The organism is Natrialba hulunbeirensis JCM 10989 (assembly GCF_000337575.1).
In the GTDB taxonomy this organism is placed as follows: domain Archaea; phylum Halobacteriota; class Halobacteria; order Halobacteriales; family Natrialbaceae; genus Natrialba; species Natrialba hulunbeirensis.
This window is the reverse complement of sequence record NZ_AOIM01000009.1, coordinates 98,083-114,484: the sequence shown is the minus strand read 5'-3', so window position 1 is coordinate 114,484 and position 16,402 is coordinate 98,083. Positions and strand designations below refer to the sequence as shown.

General features: G+C 63.8%; 16 protein-coding genes and 1 tRNA gene. 10 read left to right on the top strand and 7 right to left on the bottom strand.

What is annotated here, in order from left to right; translation table 11 throughout:
• Nucleotides 1-10: 10 nt before the first annotated feature.
• Nucleotides 11-93, bottom strand: a tRNA-Ser gene (locus tag C483_RS01840).
• Between the two features lie 189 nt (nucleotides 94-282).
• Here C483_RS01840 and C483_RS01835 point away from each other — a divergent pair.
• Genes C483_RS01835 through C483_RS01825 form a run of 3 tightly spaced genes read left to right on the top strand, consistent with a single transcriptional unit; the run spans nucleotide 283 to nucleotide 4,048 of the window.
• Complete coding sequence (locus C483_RS01835; protein WP_049912371.1) at nucleotides 283-1,269, top strand: DUF4129 domain-containing protein; 987 nt, start codon at nucleotides 283-285, stop codon at nucleotides 1,267-1,269.
• Nucleotides 1,266-3,380 carry a DUF58 domain-containing protein gene (locus tag C483_RS01830; protein ID WP_006651643.1) on the top strand — a complete coding sequence of 705 codons (2,115 nt, stop codon included), beginning with the start codon at nucleotides 1,266-1,268 and terminating at the stop codon, nucleotides 3,378-3,380. Before C483_RS01835 ends, C483_RS01830 begins: the two co-directional genes overlap by 4 nt.
• Nucleotides 3,377-4,048, top strand: a complete 672-nt coding sequence (locus tag C483_RS01825; RefSeq protein WP_006651642.1) for a DUF7519 family protein — start codon at nucleotides 3,377-3,379, stop codon at nucleotides 4,046-4,048. Before C483_RS01830 ends, C483_RS01825 begins: the two co-directional genes overlap by 4 nt.
• Nucleotides 4,049-4,176: 128 nt before the next feature.
• On the opposite strand, the gene moaA is transcribed toward C483_RS01825, so the two are convergent.
• Nucleotides 4,177-5,202, bottom strand: a complete 1,026-nt coding sequence (gene moaA, locus C483_RS01820) for a GTP 3',8-cyclase MoaA (protein ID WP_006651641.1) — start codon at nucleotides 5,200-5,202, stop codon at nucleotides 4,177-4,179.
• Between the two features lie 170 nt (nucleotides 5,203-5,372).
• On the opposite strand from moaA, the gene C483_RS01815 reads away from it, so the two are divergent.
• Nucleotides 5,373-5,603: a hypothetical protein gene (locus tag C483_RS01815; protein ID WP_006651640.1), complete on the top strand. Its 231-nt coding sequence runs from the start codon at nucleotides 5,373-5,375 to the stop codon at nucleotides 5,601-5,603.
• 103 nt (nucleotides 5,604-5,706) lie between these two features.
• On the opposite strand, the gene C483_RS01810 is transcribed toward C483_RS01815, so the two are convergent.
• The 3 genes from C483_RS01810 to C483_RS01800 all read right to left on the bottom strand — a co-directional run bounded on the left by C483_RS01810 (nucleotide 5,707) and on the right by C483_RS01800 (nucleotide 8,886).
• Nucleotides 5,707-7,173 carry an RtcB family protein gene (locus C483_RS01810; RefSeq protein WP_006651639.1) on the bottom strand — a complete coding sequence of 489 codons (1,467 nt, stop codon included), beginning with the start codon at nucleotides 7,171-7,173 and terminating at the stop codon, nucleotides 5,707-5,709.
• An 85-nt stretch (nucleotides 7,174-7,258) separates the two neighbouring features.
• Nucleotides 7,259-8,341, bottom strand: coding sequence for a DoxX family protein (locus C483_RS01805; RefSeq protein ID WP_006651638.1), 1,083 nt, complete (start codon nucleotides 8,339-8,341; stop codon nucleotides 7,259-7,261).
• A gap of 101 nt (nucleotides 8,342-8,442) precedes the next feature.
• The gene (locus tag C483_RS01800; RefSeq protein WP_006651637.1) at nucleotides 8,443-8,886 is read right to left on the bottom strand and encodes an archease; all 444 of its coding nucleotides are present in this window, start codon (nucleotides 8,884-8,886) and stop codon (nucleotides 8,443-8,445) included.
• Nucleotides 8,887-9,045: 159 nt separating this feature from the next.
• On the opposite strand from C483_RS01800, the gene C483_RS01795 reads away from it, so the two are divergent.
• The 6 genes from C483_RS01795 to C483_RS01770 all read left to right on the top strand — a co-directional run bounded on the left by C483_RS01795 (nucleotide 9,046) and on the right by C483_RS01770 (nucleotide 13,639).
• Nucleotides 9,046-9,522 carry a GNAT family N-acetyltransferase gene (locus C483_RS01795; protein ID WP_006651636.1) on the top strand — a complete coding sequence of 159 codons (477 nt, stop codon included), beginning with the start codon at nucleotides 9,046-9,048 and terminating at the stop codon, nucleotides 9,520-9,522.
• Between the two features lie 93 nt (nucleotides 9,523-9,615).
• Nucleotides 9,616-10,791 carry a DNA primase small subunit PriS gene (gene priS / locus C483_RS01790; protein WP_006651635.1) on the top strand — a complete coding sequence of 392 codons (1,176 nt, stop codon included), beginning with the start codon at nucleotides 9,616-9,618 and terminating at the stop codon, nucleotides 10,789-10,791.
• Nucleotides 10,788-11,843 (top strand): DNA replication complex subunit Gins51, encoded by a 1,056-nt coding sequence (locus tag C483_RS01785; RefSeq protein ID WP_006651634.1) that lies wholly within the window; start codon nucleotides 10,788-10,790, stop codon nucleotides 11,841-11,843. The genes priS and C483_RS01785 overlap by 4 nt, the downstream gene beginning before the upstream one ends.
• Before the next feature lie 145 nt (nucleotides 11,844-11,988).
• The gene (gene bcp, locus C483_RS01780) at nucleotides 11,989-12,459 is read left to right on the top strand and encodes a thioredoxin-dependent thiol peroxidase (RefSeq protein WP_006651633.1); all 471 of its coding nucleotides are present in this window, start codon (nucleotides 11,989-11,991) and stop codon (nucleotides 12,457-12,459) included.
• A gap of 79 nt (nucleotides 12,460-12,538) precedes the next feature.
• Complete coding sequence (locus tag C483_RS01775) at nucleotides 12,539-13,222, top strand: helix-turn-helix domain-containing protein (protein ID WP_049912369.1); 684 nt, start codon at nucleotides 12,539-12,541, stop codon at nucleotides 13,220-13,222.
• Nucleotides 13,223-13,291: 69 nt separating this feature from the next.
• The gene (locus C483_RS01770) at nucleotides 13,292-13,639 is read left to right on the top strand and encodes a DUF7344 domain-containing protein (RefSeq protein WP_006651631.1); all 348 of its coding nucleotides are present in this window, start codon (nucleotides 13,292-13,294) and stop codon (nucleotides 13,637-13,639) included.
• A 156-nt stretch (nucleotides 13,640-13,795) separates the two neighbouring features.
• On the opposite strand, the gene C483_RS01765 is transcribed toward C483_RS01770, so the two are convergent.
• Together C483_RS01765 and C483_RS01760 are read right to left on the bottom strand one after the other, a co-directional pair.
• Nucleotides 13,796-16,060: a CDC48 family AAA ATPase gene (locus C483_RS01765; protein WP_006651630.1), complete on the bottom strand. Its 2,265-nt coding sequence runs from the start codon at nucleotides 16,058-16,060 to the stop codon at nucleotides 13,796-13,798.
• The gene (locus tag C483_RS01760) at nucleotides 16,057-16,305 is read right to left on the bottom strand and encodes a DUF7127 family protein (protein WP_006651629.1); all 249 of its coding nucleotides are present in this window, start codon (nucleotides 16,303-16,305) and stop codon (nucleotides 16,057-16,059) included. Before C483_RS01760 ends, C483_RS01765 begins: the two co-directional genes overlap by 4 nt.
• Between the last annotated feature and the right edge of the window lie 97 nt (nucleotides 16,306-16,402).

Genomic DNA, 16,402 nt, shown 5'->3' with positions numbered 1-16,402 from the left:
GTATATCCGACGTCGTGGCGGGGATTCGAACCCCGGAGGCTTGACGCCACATGGTTAGCAACCATGCGCCTTGGGCCGCTTGGCTACCACGACACCGTGTCTCTATCATCGCCCTCTCGGACTCGGGGACTACATCCCCTACACGTATCGCACTCGTTGGTACCCCCGTCGGGTACTTAAGCGCAACGAAAGGTGGCGACGAACCGGTTCCCGCACGGGATACTGGCACACACGAGCCATGAACTCACTTATTACTGATGCGACACAAGAACCGCACAATCGGTGTCTAGAAACAACCTCCTCGTCCGAGTGCTCGCCGCCATCGGCGGCATCGTCGCAGTCGCCCTCGTCGCTGCGACGATCGACTCGCCGTTCGAAACCGGCGGCTCGGGCGGCTCCGCACCTGGCAGTGGCAACGGCGACGGCGGCGGTGACCCCATCGAGCAGCCGCCACCTCCAGAGGACCCCGCAACCGCCCCTGAAATCCCCACGTTTCTCGAGTACCTTATCTACGCGATCGTCATCATCGGCGTGATTGCAGCGGTCTGGTATCTGCTCGCGAACCGCCGCGAAGCGGTGAAATTGATCGCTATCGGGCTCGTGATGGCACTCATCGGAATGGCGCTCGTCTACCTCTTCCTTGGAGCAGGTGAGCCATCACTCCCTGGCGAGATGATCCCGGGTGACAACACTGGAGAGCCAGCAGAGCCCGGGTCCGGTGACGGCGAGCGAACCGATCTCGTCCCGACGAACGCACTGGTCGCCGTCCTCGCGATTATTACGGCCATCTTCGTCGCCGGTGTCTTCCTCACGCGTGGCTCTGGTGAGGACAACGAGCCGAGCGAGGACCTACCAGTTGCCGACGACAGCCAGCAACAGAACGCAGACGCCCTCGCCGTCGGCTCCGCCGCCGGCCGGGCCGCAGATCGGATCGACGACACGGACGACGTCGACAATGAAATCTACCGCGCCTGGCGCGAGATGACTCAACCGCTCGACGTCGACCGACCCGACTCGAGTACCCCCGGCGAGTTCGCCACCGCCGCCATCGACGCCGGACTCGACCGCCAGCACGTCGACGAACTCACGCACCTGTTCGAGGACGTTCGCTACGGGAGCACCGAGACGACACCCGAACTCGAGAGCCGGGCCGTCTCGATCCTCCGCGAAATCGAATCCGCCTACGGTGACGACAGCCCCAGTTCGGCGGCTACCGGCCACCAAACAGAGCCGACCGGCCCCCGTTCCGACGGAGGGACCGACGAATGAACAGGCGTCGAACGGTACTCCTGCTCGGCCTCCTCGCACTTGCGGTCGGGATTGCAGTCTCGGTCGGTGTACTCGAGTTCACCCTCACGGAGACCGCGATTCTGGGCGTAGGTCTGCTTGCGGTGCTGATCGGGCTTCGTGCGCTCGGACTGCGCCGGGGACTCGAGCGTTCGCCTGGCTCTGCGAGAGCCGAACCAGAACGGCGGGCGGCAGTTCCGGCACCTGGCGAGTCGTTCTCACAGTCGCTTGCTGCCTTCCAGCGGGTGACGGACGGCTACGCGGTCCAGGGGCGACGGACGGTTGACGGCCTCCGGGCCGCGGTCGTCGCAGTCTGTACGCGCTTTCGTGGTGATTCGGTGGCGGAGGCGACCGAGCGAATCGAGCGCGGGAACTGGACGGACGACCGCATCGCCGCTGCCTTCCTCTCGGAATCGGTCGAGGTGCCGTCGCGGTCGATACTGGATCGGGTCCGGGCGGCCGTCGATCGGGAACCGAGCTTTCAGCGCAGCGTTCGACACACCGTCGCCGCGATTGCGGCGGTCGGGTACGACGGGACGAGCGATAGCGGGTCGGCCGGTGACAAGGACGGCAGCGGAACCCAGGGCGATGCCAAACGCAATCGGGGTGCCGAGGACAGGTCAGATTCGAACGCCAGGCCCACGTCGAACAGCGACGATGGCACCACAGAACGCTCGCTGCCGGCGTACGTCTACCAGCCCCGTTCGGCCACCAGCACTGACAGCGACGACCCGCCACGCCGAACCACAGACCACACCATCGACGGCATCTCGACGCTTCGAACCCGACAGACGGGCTACTGGACCGGTATCGGTGCCGTCGCCCTGCTTGCCGTCGGGATCGGGACGCTCGCAGAAGCACCCGGCGTCATCCTCGCCGGCGTCGTCGGCATCGGCTACGCCGGCTTCGCGCGTGCCTTCGACCCACCCGAACCCGAACTCGCCATCGAACGCACCCTGAGCGACGACGACCCTGACCCCGGCGACGAGGTCGAGGTCCGCGTCACGCTCACGAACACGAGTTCGCGGTTCGTCCCCGACCTCCGCTTCGTCGACGGCGTCCCGCCCGGTCTCGCCGTCACCGACGGCTCGAGTCGACTCGGCACCGCGCTTCGGCCCGGTGAATCGGTTGGACTCGAGTACACCGTCACTGTCCAGCGAGGGAAACACGAGTTCGATCCCGCACTTGTGCTCGTGCGCGACCTCTCGCGGTCGACAGAGCACGAGTACGTCGTTGGGGCGGAGACGACGGTTGTCTGCGAGCCGGAACTCCGGCCGGTTGCCGCGCCGGTGCCGCTCCGGACGACGGCAGCCTCGTTTGCCGGCCGACTAACGACCACTGAGGGCGGGACCGGAACGACGTTCCACTCCGTTCGAGAGTACCGGCCGACCGACCCGCTCTCGCGTATCGACTGGAACCGGCGGGCGAAGTCCGGCGAGCTTGCAACGCTCTCGTTCCACGAGGAGCGGGCGGCTCGCGTGGTCGTCCTCGTCGACGCGCGGAGGCGGTCGTTCCTCGCACCTGAACCCGACGCAGCCCACGCCGTCGATCGCTCGGTCGCCGCAGCCGGCCGCATCGCTGCCTCGCTGCTTGCCGAGGGCGACACCGTCGGGTTGGCGGGAATCGGCCCCGTCGGTCGTGACGAAACCGCGTCGGCGGCGTCGGTGTCGGAGCCGTGCTGGCTCGCCCCGGCATCGGGCCGGGATCACGAGATTCGGTTTCAGGAGTTGCTCGCGACACACCCGCAGTTCGAGACGATGCCTCCCACGGAGGAGAGCCGGTGGCTCTCGCAGTTGCGGACGATTCGCCGCCGCCTCTCGGCGGAGACGCAGATCCTGTTGCTCTCGCCGCTCTGTGACTCGATGGCCCCGACGATCGCCCGTCGGCTCGACGCACGCGGCCACGCTGTGACGGTTGTGAGCCCGGATCCGACGACCGATCGGACGATCGGCCACCAGCTGGCAGCGACCGCTCGCCGCGTTCGCCGGTTCGACCTCCAACAGGCCGGTATCCCGGTCATCGACTGGCAATCGACGGACTCGATCGACGAAGTATTCGCACGCCACGCGGCGGGGCGGGGGGGTCGTCAATGACGTCGACACCACAAACGGAGACGCACACAGAGCCGGCACGGTCCGCACCCGCGACAGCGGGTAATGACGGGGCAACATCGACCGGCGAGCACCCACCAGCGGACGACCAGACGGAAACTGGGTCTGGAGCCGGCACCGATGACGACGCCGGCCCCGTCTCACTCACCCGAAACCCAACGGTCTTCTCGAGTTGCTGTGCGTTCGGGGCTGCAGTCGTCGCGGCTACAACGACGCTCTTCGTTCCGGGCACTGATCCGGCGGTGTTCGGGGTCGCCGTACTCGGCGCACTCACGCTCGGTGTCGGTCTCCTACGAGGACGGCCGCAGGTCATCGATATCGGCGCGCTGGTGATCTTCGCGACGCTCATCCTCGCTGGCATCGAAACGCCCGCGGTCGAGCCGCTGATCGCCGGCACCGTCGCGACGGTCCTCGCGTGGGACATCGGTCACAGCGGACTCGACCTCGGTGCCCAGCTCGGCCGGGAGTCCCGAACGATTCGACTCGAGATCGTCCAACTTGGCTCGAGTCTGCTGGTTGGCCTGCTTGCGGGGACGATCGGCTACGGCGTCTACGTCTTCGGAGCGAGCGGCCAGCCGACCGCTGCGGTCGCGTTGCTGTTGCTCGCGGCTGCGCTCATCACGGTTGGACTGGGCGCAAATCGGTCGTGACGTTCAGGCCGGCGAGGACGTGGTGGGCGCGGTGGGAGACGGAATCGGCGGCCGTAGTGCAACTCGGGCTGTGTGAATCGCCTCGGGGCGTTCTCCTATACCGCTTGTAAAAACGACGTGCAGCGAACTCAGCTCTGTGCGTATCCTTCGATGTACTCGTCGTTGACTTCCCACTCGCCGTCGCCGTTGCGGATCATGTACTCGCCGTAGTACGGAACGCGATTCGCGACGACCTCCCGGAACGCCTCGCGGATCTCGGGTTTGGTCATCTCTCCCATCGGTTTGAGGTCGTCGTTTCGGTTGAGACAGCCCTTCAGGTAGCCCTCGTGGGTGACCCGAACCCGGTGGCAGTTCGCACAGAACGTCGGGTTCTCGACGGGGTCGACGATTTCGACCATCCCCCGGCCACTACTGTTCTCGTCTCCATCGTCGCCCTCCCTGTCGATGCCGTCGTCGCCCTCGATCCAGTACCGTTTCCGGTCGTGCATCTCGCGATGTTCGACCTCGGCGGCCTGCTCGGCCAGCCAGTCGTGCACGCGCTGGATGTCGATATTCCACTCCGGTCGACCCGTCAGCTCGGGCATATACTCGATCAACTGGAGCTGTAGCCCCTCGTTCTCGGCGACGTGGTCGACCATCTCCGGTACGTAGCCCGCAGTGTGCTCGAAGACGACCATGTTGAGTTTGACCGGATCCAGTCCCGCCTCGAGTGCAGCGTCGACGCCCTCGAGTACCTGTTCGTACGCGCCGCTTTTCGTGACGGCGGCGAAGTCCTCGGGGTCGAGTGCGTCCTGGGAGACGTTGACCCGGTCGAGACCGGCGTCGACCAGTTCCTCGGCACGACCGGGGAGAAACGTGCCGTTCGTCGTCAGTGAGACCTCCATCTGGTCGGGGGTGCGTTCGATGATTTCCGTCAGGTCCTGGCGGAGCATTGGCTCGCCGCCGGTGAACTTGACGGCGTCGACGCCGAACTCGGCGGCGACCTCGAGGAATCGGACGACGTCGTCGGTTTCCATCTCGTCGTCCTGGGGATCCATCGGTCCGCGAGTGTCGCCGAGGCCCTCGTTGTGGCAGTAGACGCAGTCAAAGTTACACCGATCGGTGAGCGAGACGCGAACCCCGGTCACCTCGCGCCCGAACTCGTCGGTGAGCATACCACCCCGTTTTGGTCGAAACCGCTTAAGCGCGCCGGGTATTCCCACTCGTCGTAACCCATTTTGGTTACGAATCTGCCGAGCAGTAGACGGAATCAACGACAACTCGGGCTGGCCGGGGTCGATACTGCCGACAGAAGAACTACACCGAAGATTCGCGTACGTCGCCTATGGACGATGCGATGCTCTCCGATCAGCGCGAACTCGTCGAACGAATCGAAGCCGCCGGCTGGGACGTGACCGACCTCGAACTCTCGGCCTACGACAGTCCGTGGTCCGACGAGGACGCTCCCGAGGCCACGGTGACGATCACCGCCCGCAAACCCTACGAGAGCGACGGAGCGGACAGCGACGATGAAAGCGAGGACGAGACGGACGACAATCCGTTCCGCCTCAAGTGAAAATGAAACTGACGTAGTTGTGGTTAGATGCCTGACGTGTGTTCAGGAGTCTGACGACGTGTCGTCCCGAATCTAACGGTTCGAGAACGCCCGCCAGCGACCGCTATCCCTTGATGTTACAGACCGGGAACGTCCGCGCAACCTTGTCGCCGATCCCCAACTCGTCTGAGACACGGACGACCTCGTCGACATCCTTGTAGACGCCCGGCGCTTCCTCGGCGACCGTCGCACCCGATTGGGCCTTCACGTAGATCTGGTCCTGCTCCTCGAGTTCGTCCTGAACGTCGCCGCCCCAGAACTCGTTTTTCGCCTGGGTGCGACTCATCAGCCGCCCCGCGCCGTGGGCGGTGGAGCCGAACGTGAGGTCCATGGAGTTCTCGCCGCCGCGGAGGACGTAGCTGCCGGCACCCATGCTGCCGGGGATGATGACCGGCTGGCCGACGTCACGATACGCTTTCGGGACCTCAGGGTGACCGGCGGGGAACGCGCGCGTGGCACCCTTGCGGTGGACGTAGAGTTCGCGCTCTTCTCCATCGACTTCGTGAGTCTCCTTCTTCGCGATGTTGTGCGCCACGTCGTACAAGAGCTCCATCTCCATCGATTCCCACGAGCGGTCGAAGACGCGCTCGAACACCTGTCGCGTGCGGTGCATGATCAGCTGCCGGTTGACCCACGCGAAGTTGATCGCGGCGTTCATCGCGCCGTAGTAGTCCTCGGCGAGCTGTGAGCCCGCGGGCGCTGCTGCCAGTTCCTTGTCCGGCAACTGGTCCAGCAGCCCCTGGTGCTGTTGCTCGATCTTGCGGAGGTAGTCGTTGCAGGTCTGGTGGCCCAGTCCGCGCGACCCGCAGTGGATCAGGACGACGATCTGGTCTTCCTCGAGTCCGAACGCCTCGCCGACCTCGCTATCAAAGACGTCCGTCACGCGCTGGACTTCGAGGAAGTGGTTCCCGGAGCCAAGCGAACCGATCTGGTTCTTCCCGCGGTCTTTGGCCTTCTGGCTCACCTTCTCCGGATCCGCACCGTCGCGCATCCCTTCGTCCTCACAGTGCAGGAGGTCGTCCTCGACTGCGTGACCGTTCTCGAGTGCCCAGTCGACGCCACGGGCGAGGATCTCGTCGACGGTGTCGACGCCGGCCTCGACGACGCCACCGCCGCCGAGTCCCGACGGGATGTTCGCAAAGAGTGCGTCGACGAGTTCCTCTTCTTGACCGGTGAGTTCGTCGTACGTCAGATTCGTCCGCATCATGCGGACGCCGCAATTGATGTCGTAGCCGACCGCTCCCGGCGAAATACAGCCGTTCTCGGCGTCGAGCGCGCCAACTCCGCCGACGGGGAAACCGTATCCCTGGTGGCCGTCGGGCATACAGATCGCGTTGGTTGTGATCCCCGGCAGATGGGTCGTGTTTGTGATCTGTTCGAGTGTCTTGTCCTCCTTGATTTCCTCCAGCAGAGCCTCGCTGGCGAGCACTCGCGCGGGAACGCGCATGTCGCCCTCCTGTGGAATCTCCCAGACGTACTCACGCACCTGCTCGAGCGTGATGCCGTCGGCGTCGAACGTGACGTTGCTCATAATCGATATCCGGCCCCGACGATGAAAGATGTTCGTCTCTCCGGTCGACTGCCCGCCCCCTCCGTCCAGACGACCTCGACAGCCGTCAGCCCCGAGACTGCGTTGCCTCCGTCGGCGTTGCATCCGCCGCCTCGAGTTCAGTGTCGGCTCCGAGCCGCTCGAGTCGACCGTCGAGCGCGTACGGCCCACCACCAGTGATGAGCAACACGGACGCCATCCCGAACAGGGCAACGTGGGCCAGCACCGGATCGTCCGGCAGCGCAAACAGTGTCAGCGAGAACATCGCAAGCGCTCCGGCAGCACTCGCCCGCGTAAAAAGCCCAAGAACGATCGCGATACCGAGCCCCGCTTCGGCCAGCCCGGCACCCATCACCCACAACTCCGGACTCGCCGGAATAACCGCCGTGAGGTCGTACCGATCGACGACTGCGACCGCGAGTCCCGGCTGAAGGAGTTTCTGGGTCACACCCAGATAGATGAACGTCGCTCCAAGCCCGACCCGGACGACCGTCGGCAGGTAGCGCTCGTAGGGATCGATCCGCGCCTGGAACTCTCGTGCACGTTCGTGCACCGGATCGAATCGTCTGTAGACCGTCCCCGGCGAGCCGGCAACCCGCTGGAGGACGTGATCCGCACTCGGCCGCCCGCTTCCCAGTAACGCGATGGCCGCCAGTCCGCCGACGAACTCGAGTTGCAACAGAAGCGTCGGCCAGATCACCACGCCGACGAGGTAGGTCGCGAGGCCGACGAGTGCGACGACGCGAGTTGCGAGGCCGAAGAGGAGGAGAAAGCCGAGCGCGAGCTGGAAGAGTCGGAGGTCGATCTCGAGGGCGGGTGAGATAAAGTAGCCGCTGAAGCCGGCGCCGATCAGCGGGATACCGAGCGAGATGCGCAAGAGCCAGGGAACGTACTCGACGTACTCTCTCATCGCGAACCGAAAGGCTGCGAGATCCCGCTGGAACGGGCGGACGAGGAGGTAGCCGCCGACGAGGAGTGCGACAACGAGCGCGCCGGCGACGAGCGGTCCGACGACGAACGGATCGGACAGCGCCTCCGAGAAGAACTCTCCGAGAGCGACGTCTTCCTCGTCGTCGACGACGTACTCCTCGTGTGCGCCGACACGACTAGTAGCCACGATGATGAGGGCGAACGCACCAGTGAGGCGCATCCATCGGCGGCGATGGCGAAACACCATTGGCAGTACGCACAATGCCCACGATGAAATAAACACGGCTCCGACACAGCAGTTGACTGGCGGGGACTGTCGTGTTAGACGTCGAAGACGACGTAGGCGTTCCAGTGTTCGTCGATGAACTCGAGTTGCATCTCTGAGTAGGTGACTGCCTTCACCTCGCGGGCGTCGATTTCGGTGAGCGGGACGCCGCGGGCGGTGGCGGTGAGCGACCACTCCGCTGTGGAGGTGTCTGTTGACCCGTCGGCGTCGGACCGGTCGATATGCTCGACGTGGTGGTCGACCGGCAGTTCAGCGCGCACATCCCGAAGATAGATCAGTTCGTCGAGGTAGTCGAACAGCAGTGCCTCACGGTTTTCGGCGGTGACCGACAGCGAGAAACGCTCACCGGTCGCTGCCGGAATATCGTCACAGGAGGCCGCTGCGAGGCCGTCTGCGACCGAGGCGAACACATCCGTGATCGAGTCGCCCGTCGCCTCGACCGCGATGTCGGCGGTGTGGTCCCGAAGTGCGAATCCCATAGTCGTCTCTTGGCTACCGTACCACGACCGGCGTCGTATGCCCGTCGCTTTCACTCGATGCGTGCGTGACCGGTGGCGATTGTCAGCAGACTATGTATATCGCCATCGGCAGCCCCGTTGCCGGTGGAATTATATTGGCGACGATGTAAGGCAGTGGTAGTGAGCGTCAATATCGACAGGCGCGTCGTTACGCCAGGAAACGACGAGTTCGTCGAGCAGGCCTGGCAGCTCAAAGAGGAGATCAATCGGGAGGAGGGCGTCCTCAAGCAACGACGCGACTTTTTCACCGACGCCTATCGCCGGTCGACGGTCCACTGTTATGCCCTGGACGGCGACCTGATCGGCTTCGCTGCGGTTCGACGCGACGGCTACATTCTCTTTCTCGCAGTCTCGCCCGAGTTTCGCGGAGAAGGGATCGGCAAACGGCTCGTCGCTCGCGTCGCAGACGACCACCAGACGATAACCTGTCACGCGCGCACGAGCAACGAAAACGCACTCCAGTTCTACGAACACCTGGGTTTCGAGATCAAGCGCCGGATCGACAACTACTACGAGGACGGCGGCGACGCCTACTACCTGAAACTCGGCTCCGGCGACGGGATCACGGATCGGCTCTCGGACCTCATGGGCCGCTAGTCTCCCAGCCCTCACCAGCACAGCGCCGGTCGCCCAGCCGGACAGTCCAAGACAATACAATTATACCCGCGCCACGACGAGTAGCGCAAGCGCATGGAGGAGCGAACGAGGGCCTATCTTCGGGGGAGATTTCGGGATTACTACCGACGGACGGAGCTAACACCGCCGCCCGCCGCGAACGAGCGCGAGTGGGGATTCATCCCCTGGACGGAGGGGCCCGGCACGACGATGGTCCGCCACCGGTCACTGCTCGAGCTTGGCGACCTCTCGGAGTTTCTCGTCCGCAAGCGCCCGCGACACGTCTACTTCTCGGCGGGCCGCTTTCGGGATCCGAGCGCGAGTTCGATGAAGGCCAAAGACTGGCAGTCTGCCGACCTCGTCTTCGACCTCGACGCGGACCACCTGCCACGCGTCACGCTCGGCGAGGACTCCTACGCCGAGATGCTCGCCAAGTGTAAGGACGCCCTGTTCCGACTCCTCAACTTCCTCGAGAACGACTTCGGCTTCGAGGAGCTCGAAATCGTCTTCTCGGGCGGACGGGGCTACCACGTTCACGTCCGCGACGAGAACGTTCGCCACCTCGACAGAGAACACCGCCGCGAAATCGTCGACTACGTCCGCGGCATCGGTCTCGACTTCGACAACCTGATCGAAACCGAAACCGTCGCCGGACTCGGCCGAAAAACGCCAACTGAGCGCCGAACCCTCCGCATCGAAGGCGGCTGGGGGAAGCGAACCCACGAACACTTCATGGCCTTCGTCGACGACCTGCTGGCACTCGAGGACGAGGCCGCACTCGAGTCCCTCCAGGAGTTCGACGGGATCGGCGAAGGGAAAGCGAAGGCGACGCTGAACGCCGCGCGAAACAATCGCGAACAGCTCGAGATGGGGAATGTCACGGTCCACACCGCGGTCGCCCAGCTCGCAGAGCGGTTCGCGTCGACGGCCGTCGAGGAGGACAACGCCCCAATCGACGAACCGGTGACGACGGACACGAACCGACTGATCCGCCTGCCGGGGACTCTCCACGGCGGCAGCGGACTGAAAACGGTCCGCCTCGCACGCGACGAACTCGAGGAGTTCGATCCACTGATCGATGCCGTCCCCGAGACGTTCGAGGGTCAGGAGATCGCGGTCGACGTGACCGACGGCGGCGAGGTCGAACTCGGAGGAGATAGCTTTACGGTCTCGGAGGGTGACCAGTCATTACCAGAGTACGTTGCCGTCTTTCTGATGGCACGCGGGCGCGCTGAGAAGGAGAAAGAATGAATCTGAACGAACTCCGCTCGGTCCAGAGCAAGGAGCGAAAGAAGGACAGCCTCCAGAATCTTCGCCCCTCGTTCTACCAGGAGGTCGGCGAGTACATCGCCGAACTCGAGGACGAGCGAGAACGCGCGGCCGACCGTGCTGAGGACCCCTTCTCCTCGCCCGAAGTGGGTCGACTGACGGACGAAATCGAGACCGCCAAGGATGTCGTCGAGGCGATTTACGAGCGTCGAATGGGCAAACTCGTCAAGCAGGCGAGTCTCGCCGCCGCAGGGATGGCGGCCAACGACGAGGGGTTGACCGCCGAGGAGGCGGACCTGTTCGACGACCTCGTCGAGCGTATCGGGTCGAACAAGAGCCGCGTGCTCGATGTGCTCGAAGGTGTCGAGGACGGTGCGGACGAGCGATCGAGGATCGACACCTCGTCGGACGATCCCACCTCCGACTCGCTGACAGCGTCCGCCGCCGACCAGAATCCACGTTCCGATTCCAGGAGACAGGCCGGAGACGAAACACCACCGCACGAAACCGATCCTGTGCCGGAGCCGCCGTCACCCGAACCTGGGGCTGTGGCCGAACCCGATCCGCCGACACCACCGGCAGAATCGCCGGCTGAGGCGGTCGAATCGGTTGAGGCGGCTGAGTCGGATGGGGTGGAAGATGGCGCGACAGAGACAGACAGCGTCTCTCCTGCAGACGTGATGGGCGGTGCAGATTCGCTGGGTAGTGGCGACTCGCCAACCGACGGTGCGCCCGCAGACACACCCGAGGCCGAGCCGCCAGCCGACTCGGAACCAGTTGCCACAGCGTCGGCAGACGGGACAGATGAGGCCGGACTCGATCCCGGTGGGGACTCAAACGCAAACGCAGACGCAGACGCAGAGACAGAGACAACCGCCGTCGACCGCGTCACCGTCAAAATCACCGAGGACGTCGGCAATATCCTCGGCGTCGACGACCGCGAATACCCCCTCGCCAGCGACGACGTCGTAACGCTGCCCGAGGCAAACGCGACACCGCTCGTCGAGCGCGAGGCGGCGGAGCAACTCGAGTAGGAGTCTGTTCTGTCCAGCCCTGTTCGCACGTCCAGAAATCTGTTTTGTGAGAAGCGTCTGCTGTGAGCAGTATCCGCTAGGAGCACTCACGCCACCACGATTCCGGGATCACAACACTGACGACCGCAGTCACAAATCCACACGTATGCTCGACGTTGGCGAGGATGCCCCCGCGTTCGAACTGTCGAATCAACACGGCGAAGCCGTCAAGCTGTCCGATTTCGACGGCCAGCGGCTCGTGGTCTACTTTTACCCGCGGGCGAACACAGAGGGCTGTACCACCGAGGCCTGCCAGTTCGACGACGCGCTGGCGGCGTTCGCGGACGCTAACACAGCAGTCGTCGGGATCAGCGACGACCCGGTGTCGGACCTCGACTCCTTCGCGGCTGAATACGACCTCGACTTCGACCTGCTCTCGGACGAAGACGGCGCGGTCGCGACGCAGTACGACTCTTACGGTGAAAAACAGATGTTCGGCAACACCTTCGACGGCGTCTTCCGCAACACGTACGTCATCGGTCCCCGCGGAACCATCGAGGCCGTCTACGAGAACGTCAGCCCGGACGGTCACGCCGAGCGTGTACTCGAGTCACTCGAGGGCGAGGAGTCAGCCTGACAGGTCGGCTGTCGGACCGGTAGCCGGTGGTGAAGATCCAGCCACAACCTTATCGACGCTGAGAACCCAGATCCCAGGCATGAGCGTGATGGGAGAGTTCACAATCAACTCTGCGGACTTTGCGTTACACGAGACGTTGTCGGCCGCGCCGGAGATGGTAGTCGAGATCGAACGTCTCGTCGCAACGACCCAAGAGCGGTTGATGCCGTACTTCTGGGTGACAGGCGACGATCAGGAGACGTTCGAGGAAGCGTTCACGGCGGATCCGTCGATAACAAACGCGACGCGGGTGAGTGAGATCGACGACACCGTCCTCTACAGGGCCGAATGGACGGACAACATCGAGGCGATCATCTACGCGTACGTCGAAATCGGTGCGACGATTCTCGAGGCGACGGGAACCAACGAGCACTGGAGCCTGAAGATGCGCTTCGACGATGAGGAAACCGTCGCTGAATTCCACGAATTCTGTCTCAAGCGCGATGTCGAGTTCGAACTCGACCGACTCTACGAACAGTCCCAGCCGATGGCGAGTTCACAGTACGGACTCACACCGGTTCAGCGGGAGACGCTGGTGACGGCCTACGAGGAGGGGCTGTTCGACGTGCCACAGCAGACGACAATGACGGAACTCGCAGCGTCGATGGGGATCACCCAGCAGACGCTCTCGGAGCGACTCCATCACGCCCACAAGAGCCTCATCGGTCACGTCCTGACAGTTGGCCAAGTCGGTGAGGGCGACGATGTTGACCCCAATAGGTGATAGGTATATAAGTGGCCGATATATACAGCCAGGTGACTCTTTTTGATAGGTCGAGTACTATTGTCCGTCATGGGCGAGCAACGAACGGATCACGTGAACGCCGATCAGGTCTTCGGAGCACTCGCAGACCAGCGGTGTCGACACGTGCTCCGGTGTCTCGACGAGCACGAGACGCCGATCGAACTCGCCGAACTCGCCGACGCTGTCGCCAGCCGAACGTACGACGACCCCGTCGCAGAAATTCCAGACCGTGCCGTCGAACAGACGTACATCGCGCTCTATCACAACCACGTCCCGAAACTGGCAGATTCCGGACTCATCACCTACGATCGGGGTCGGGAACTGGTCGACACGTCAGTCCCGTTCGAGCCAGTCGCCGAGTCGGTACTCGAGGAGACGGCGTCGGAACTCGAGTAGCCAGTCACACGTCGATTCTGACGTGGGTTGTGCTGTCCCCACGGATCGACACCGTTTTGTGGCGTATTCCTACCCAGAGCGTCCCAACAGCCGTCGAAACGGCCATATCGAAACCGGAAAACGGGACGCAAAAGAATCAATCCGCAGAGAACGCGCTTACTGGAACGTCCGACCGAGCTGGTCCTGTTCCTGTCCCGGCTCTGCCTGCCGGAACTGCTGTTCGATCTCCTCGTAGCGCTCGCGCGTCTCCGGGGTCACACTCGGCTGGACTTCCTCGAGTGCGTGCTCGAAGTGCTCCTTTCCGATGCGGACGTTGCCGATCGTGTCGTCGATATCGTCCGGATCGACCGAGTTGATGAACTCGCGGCTGGCTGCCATCGACGCCTCGCGACAGACCGCTTCGATATCGGCACCGACGTAGCCCTCCGTCTCTTCGGCGAGCCACTCGAGTTCGATCGCATCAGCCAGTGGCTTGTCGCGGGTGTGGACCTCGAAGATGCGCTCGCGGGCTTCTTCGTCCGGCACTGGGACGTGGACGTGGCGATCGAGACGGCCGGGACGGAGCAGGGCCGAGTCGATCAGGTCCGGGCGGTTGGTCGTCGCGATGACGACGACGTCCTCGAGTTCCTCGAGGCCGTCGAGTTCGGTCAGGAGTTGGCTCACGACGCGTTCGCCGACGCCGGAGTCACCCTGGCGCTGGCCGCGTTCGCCCGCGATGGAGTCGATTTCATCGAAGAAGATCACGGTCGGGGCGTTCGACCGGGCCTTCTCGAAGATTTCGCGGACGCCCTTCTCGGACTCGCCGACGTACTTGTTCAGCAGTTCGGGGCCCTTGATCGAGATGAAGTTCGACTGGGCTTCGTTAGCGACAGCTTTGGCGAGCAGCGTCTTCCCGGTGCCGGGTGGGCCGTACATCAGCACACCCTTTGCGGCCTGCATGTCCATCTGCTCGAAGACTTCGGGGTAGTCGAGCGGCCACTGGATCGTCTCGCGCAGGCGTTCTTTGGTGTCGCCGAGGCCACCGACGTCGTTCCAGATGACGTCCGGGACTTCGACGAAGACCTCGCGCATCGCCGAGGGTTGGATTCCCTTGAGTGCTTCCTTGAGATCACCCTCCGTGACCTGCAGCGTCTCCAGGACCTCCGCGTCGATTTCCTCGGATTCCAAGTCGAGGTCGGGACGGATGCGCCGCAGGGCGTTCATCGCGCCCTCGCGGGCGAGGCTTTCGAGGTCGGCACCAACGAAGCCGTGGGTGTTCTCGGCGTAGCGGTCGAGGTCGATACCCTCCTCGAGGGGCATTCCGCGGGTGTGGACCTGCAGAATCTCCTTGCGGCCGTCCTTGTCTGGGACGCCGATCTCGATCTCACGGTCGAAGCGGCCGCCGCGGCGGAGTGCAGGGTCGATGTCGTCGACCCGGTTCGTCGCGGCGATGACGGTGACGCGGCCACGTTCCTCGAGGCCGTCCATCAGAGAGAGCAGTTGGGCAACGACGCGCCGTTCGACGTCGCCGCCGGCGTCCTCGCGTTTGGCGGCGATGGAGTCGAGTTCGTCGATGAAGACGATGGCGGGTGCGTTCTCCTCTGCCTCCTCGAAGACCTCGCGGAGTTGCTCTTCGGACTCGCCGTAGTACTTCGACATGATCTCCGGACCGGAGATCGTCTGGAAGTCGGCGTCGATCTCGTTGGCGACCGCTTTCGCCATCAGCGTCTTCCCGGTGCCCGGCGGGCCGTGCAGCAGGACGCCCTTCGGTGGCTCGATCCCGAGCTGCTGGAACAGCTCTGGGTGGCGCATCGGCAGTTCGATCATCTCACGGACTTGATCGAGTTCGTCGTCCAGGCCACCGATGTCCTCGTAGGTGACGTTCGGGACGCCTTCGGCGCTCGGATCGCCGCCGGCACCGACCTGTTCGGCCGGCGTCTCCGAGATGTTGATATCGGTCGAGTCGGTGATGACGACCGTTCCCGACGGCGAGGTGCTCGCGATCTTCAGTGGGACCGACTGGCCAGAGCTGGCCATCGGTCCGAACGAGAGCGAGAAGGGGACCGTCTGACCCTCAGTGACGGCCTGTCCGGACAGTTTGTCGCGAACGAGCGGCCCGATATCGCCTCGAATACGGAGGTTCTGCGGAAGCGCGACGGTGACCGAGGTCGCGGGATTGACGTCCGCGGGTTCGACCGAGACCCGGTCGTCGATCCCTACGTCTGCCTCCTGACGGAGACGGCCGTCGATACGGACGATTCCCCGTCCCTCGTCCTCGGGGTAGCCAGGCCAGACGCGGGCGACGGCCTGGCTGTCGTCGCTTCCCTCGATCAGGATGTAATCACCGTTTTCGAGGTCCAGTTCACGCATCGACACGCGGTCGATGGCGGCCAGTCCGCGGCCTGCGTCCTTCTGTTTGAGTGGTTTGACGGTAAGTTTCATCGGTCGCCCTCCACTTCGATAGTGAGCACCCCGTTTTTGATAAACGTATGCGCGTCGTCTGCACCGTCGGGCAGTTCGATTTCATACTGTGTCCCGTCGAGAACGGCGAGAACCGTTCCGTCGACTACGTCGACCGCACTATCGGCGATGTCAGCGCCGAAGTCGACGACGAGGACGAGCTTGTCGTCGTACTGGTACCGACGGGCAACCTGCTCTTCGTTGTTGCTGAATTGCTCGAGAGTCATTCGTTACTAACCCAACGTAACCGCCACTACTATAAAAATCTTTTCCCAGATAACCCGGGTACGGGGTGCCGGTACGACGAAAGACCGTTGTTCGTAG

Excerpts from the sequence above, each read along its gene's own strand:
- C483_RS01830 (WP_006651643.1), top strand. The coding sequence starts at position 1,266 with ATGAACAGGCGTCGAACGGTACTCCTGCTCGGCCTCCTCGCACTTGCG.
- C483_RS01825 (WP_006651642.1), top strand. The coding sequence starts at position 3,377 with ATGACGTCGACACCACAAACGGAGACGCACACAGAGCCGGCACGGTCC.
- moaA (WP_006651641.1), bottom strand. The coding sequence starts at position 5,202 with ATGCTCACCGACGAGTTCGGGCGCGAGGTGACCGGGGTTCGCGTCTCG.
- C483_RS01815 (WP_006651640.1), top strand. The coding sequence starts at position 5,373 with ATGGACGATGCGATGCTCTCCGATCAGCGCGAACTCGTCGAACGAATC.
- C483_RS01810 (WP_006651639.1), bottom strand. The coding sequence starts at position 7,173 with ATGAGCAACGTCACGTTCGACGCCGACGGCATCACGCTCGAGCAGGTG.
- C483_RS01805 (WP_006651638.1), bottom strand. The coding sequence starts at position 8,341 with ATGCGCCTCACTGGTGCGTTCGCCCTCATCATCGTGGCTACTAGTCGT.
- C483_RS01800 (WP_006651637.1), bottom strand. The coding sequence starts at position 8,886 with ATGGGATTCGCACTTCGGGACCACACCGCCGACATCGCGGTCGAGGCG.
- priS (WP_006651635.1), top strand. The coding sequence starts at position 9,616 with ATGGAGGAGCGAACGAGGGCCTATCTTCGGGGGAGATTTCGGGATTAC.
- C483_RS01785 (WP_006651634.1), top strand. The coding sequence starts at position 10,788 with ATGAATCTGAACGAACTCCGCTCGGTCCAGAGCAAGGAGCGAAAGAAG.
- bcp (WP_006651633.1), top strand. The coding sequence starts at position 11,989 with ATGCTCGACGTTGGCGAGGATGCCCCCGCGTTCGAACTGTCGAATCAA.
- C483_RS01775 (WP_049912369.1), top strand. The coding sequence starts at position 12,539 with ATGAGCGTGATGGGAGAGTTCACAATCAACTCTGCGGACTTTGCGTTA.
- C483_RS01770 (WP_006651631.1), top strand. The coding sequence starts at position 13,292 with ATGGGCGAGCAACGAACGGATCACGTGAACGCCGATCAGGTCTTCGGA.
- C483_RS01765 (WP_006651630.1), bottom strand. The coding sequence starts at position 16,060 with ATGAAACTTACCGTCAAACCACTCAAACAGAAGGACGCAGGCCGCGGA.
- C483_RS01760 (WP_006651629.1), bottom strand. The coding sequence starts at position 16,305 with ATGACTCTCGAGCAATTCAGCAACAACGAAGAGCAGGTTGCCCGTCGG.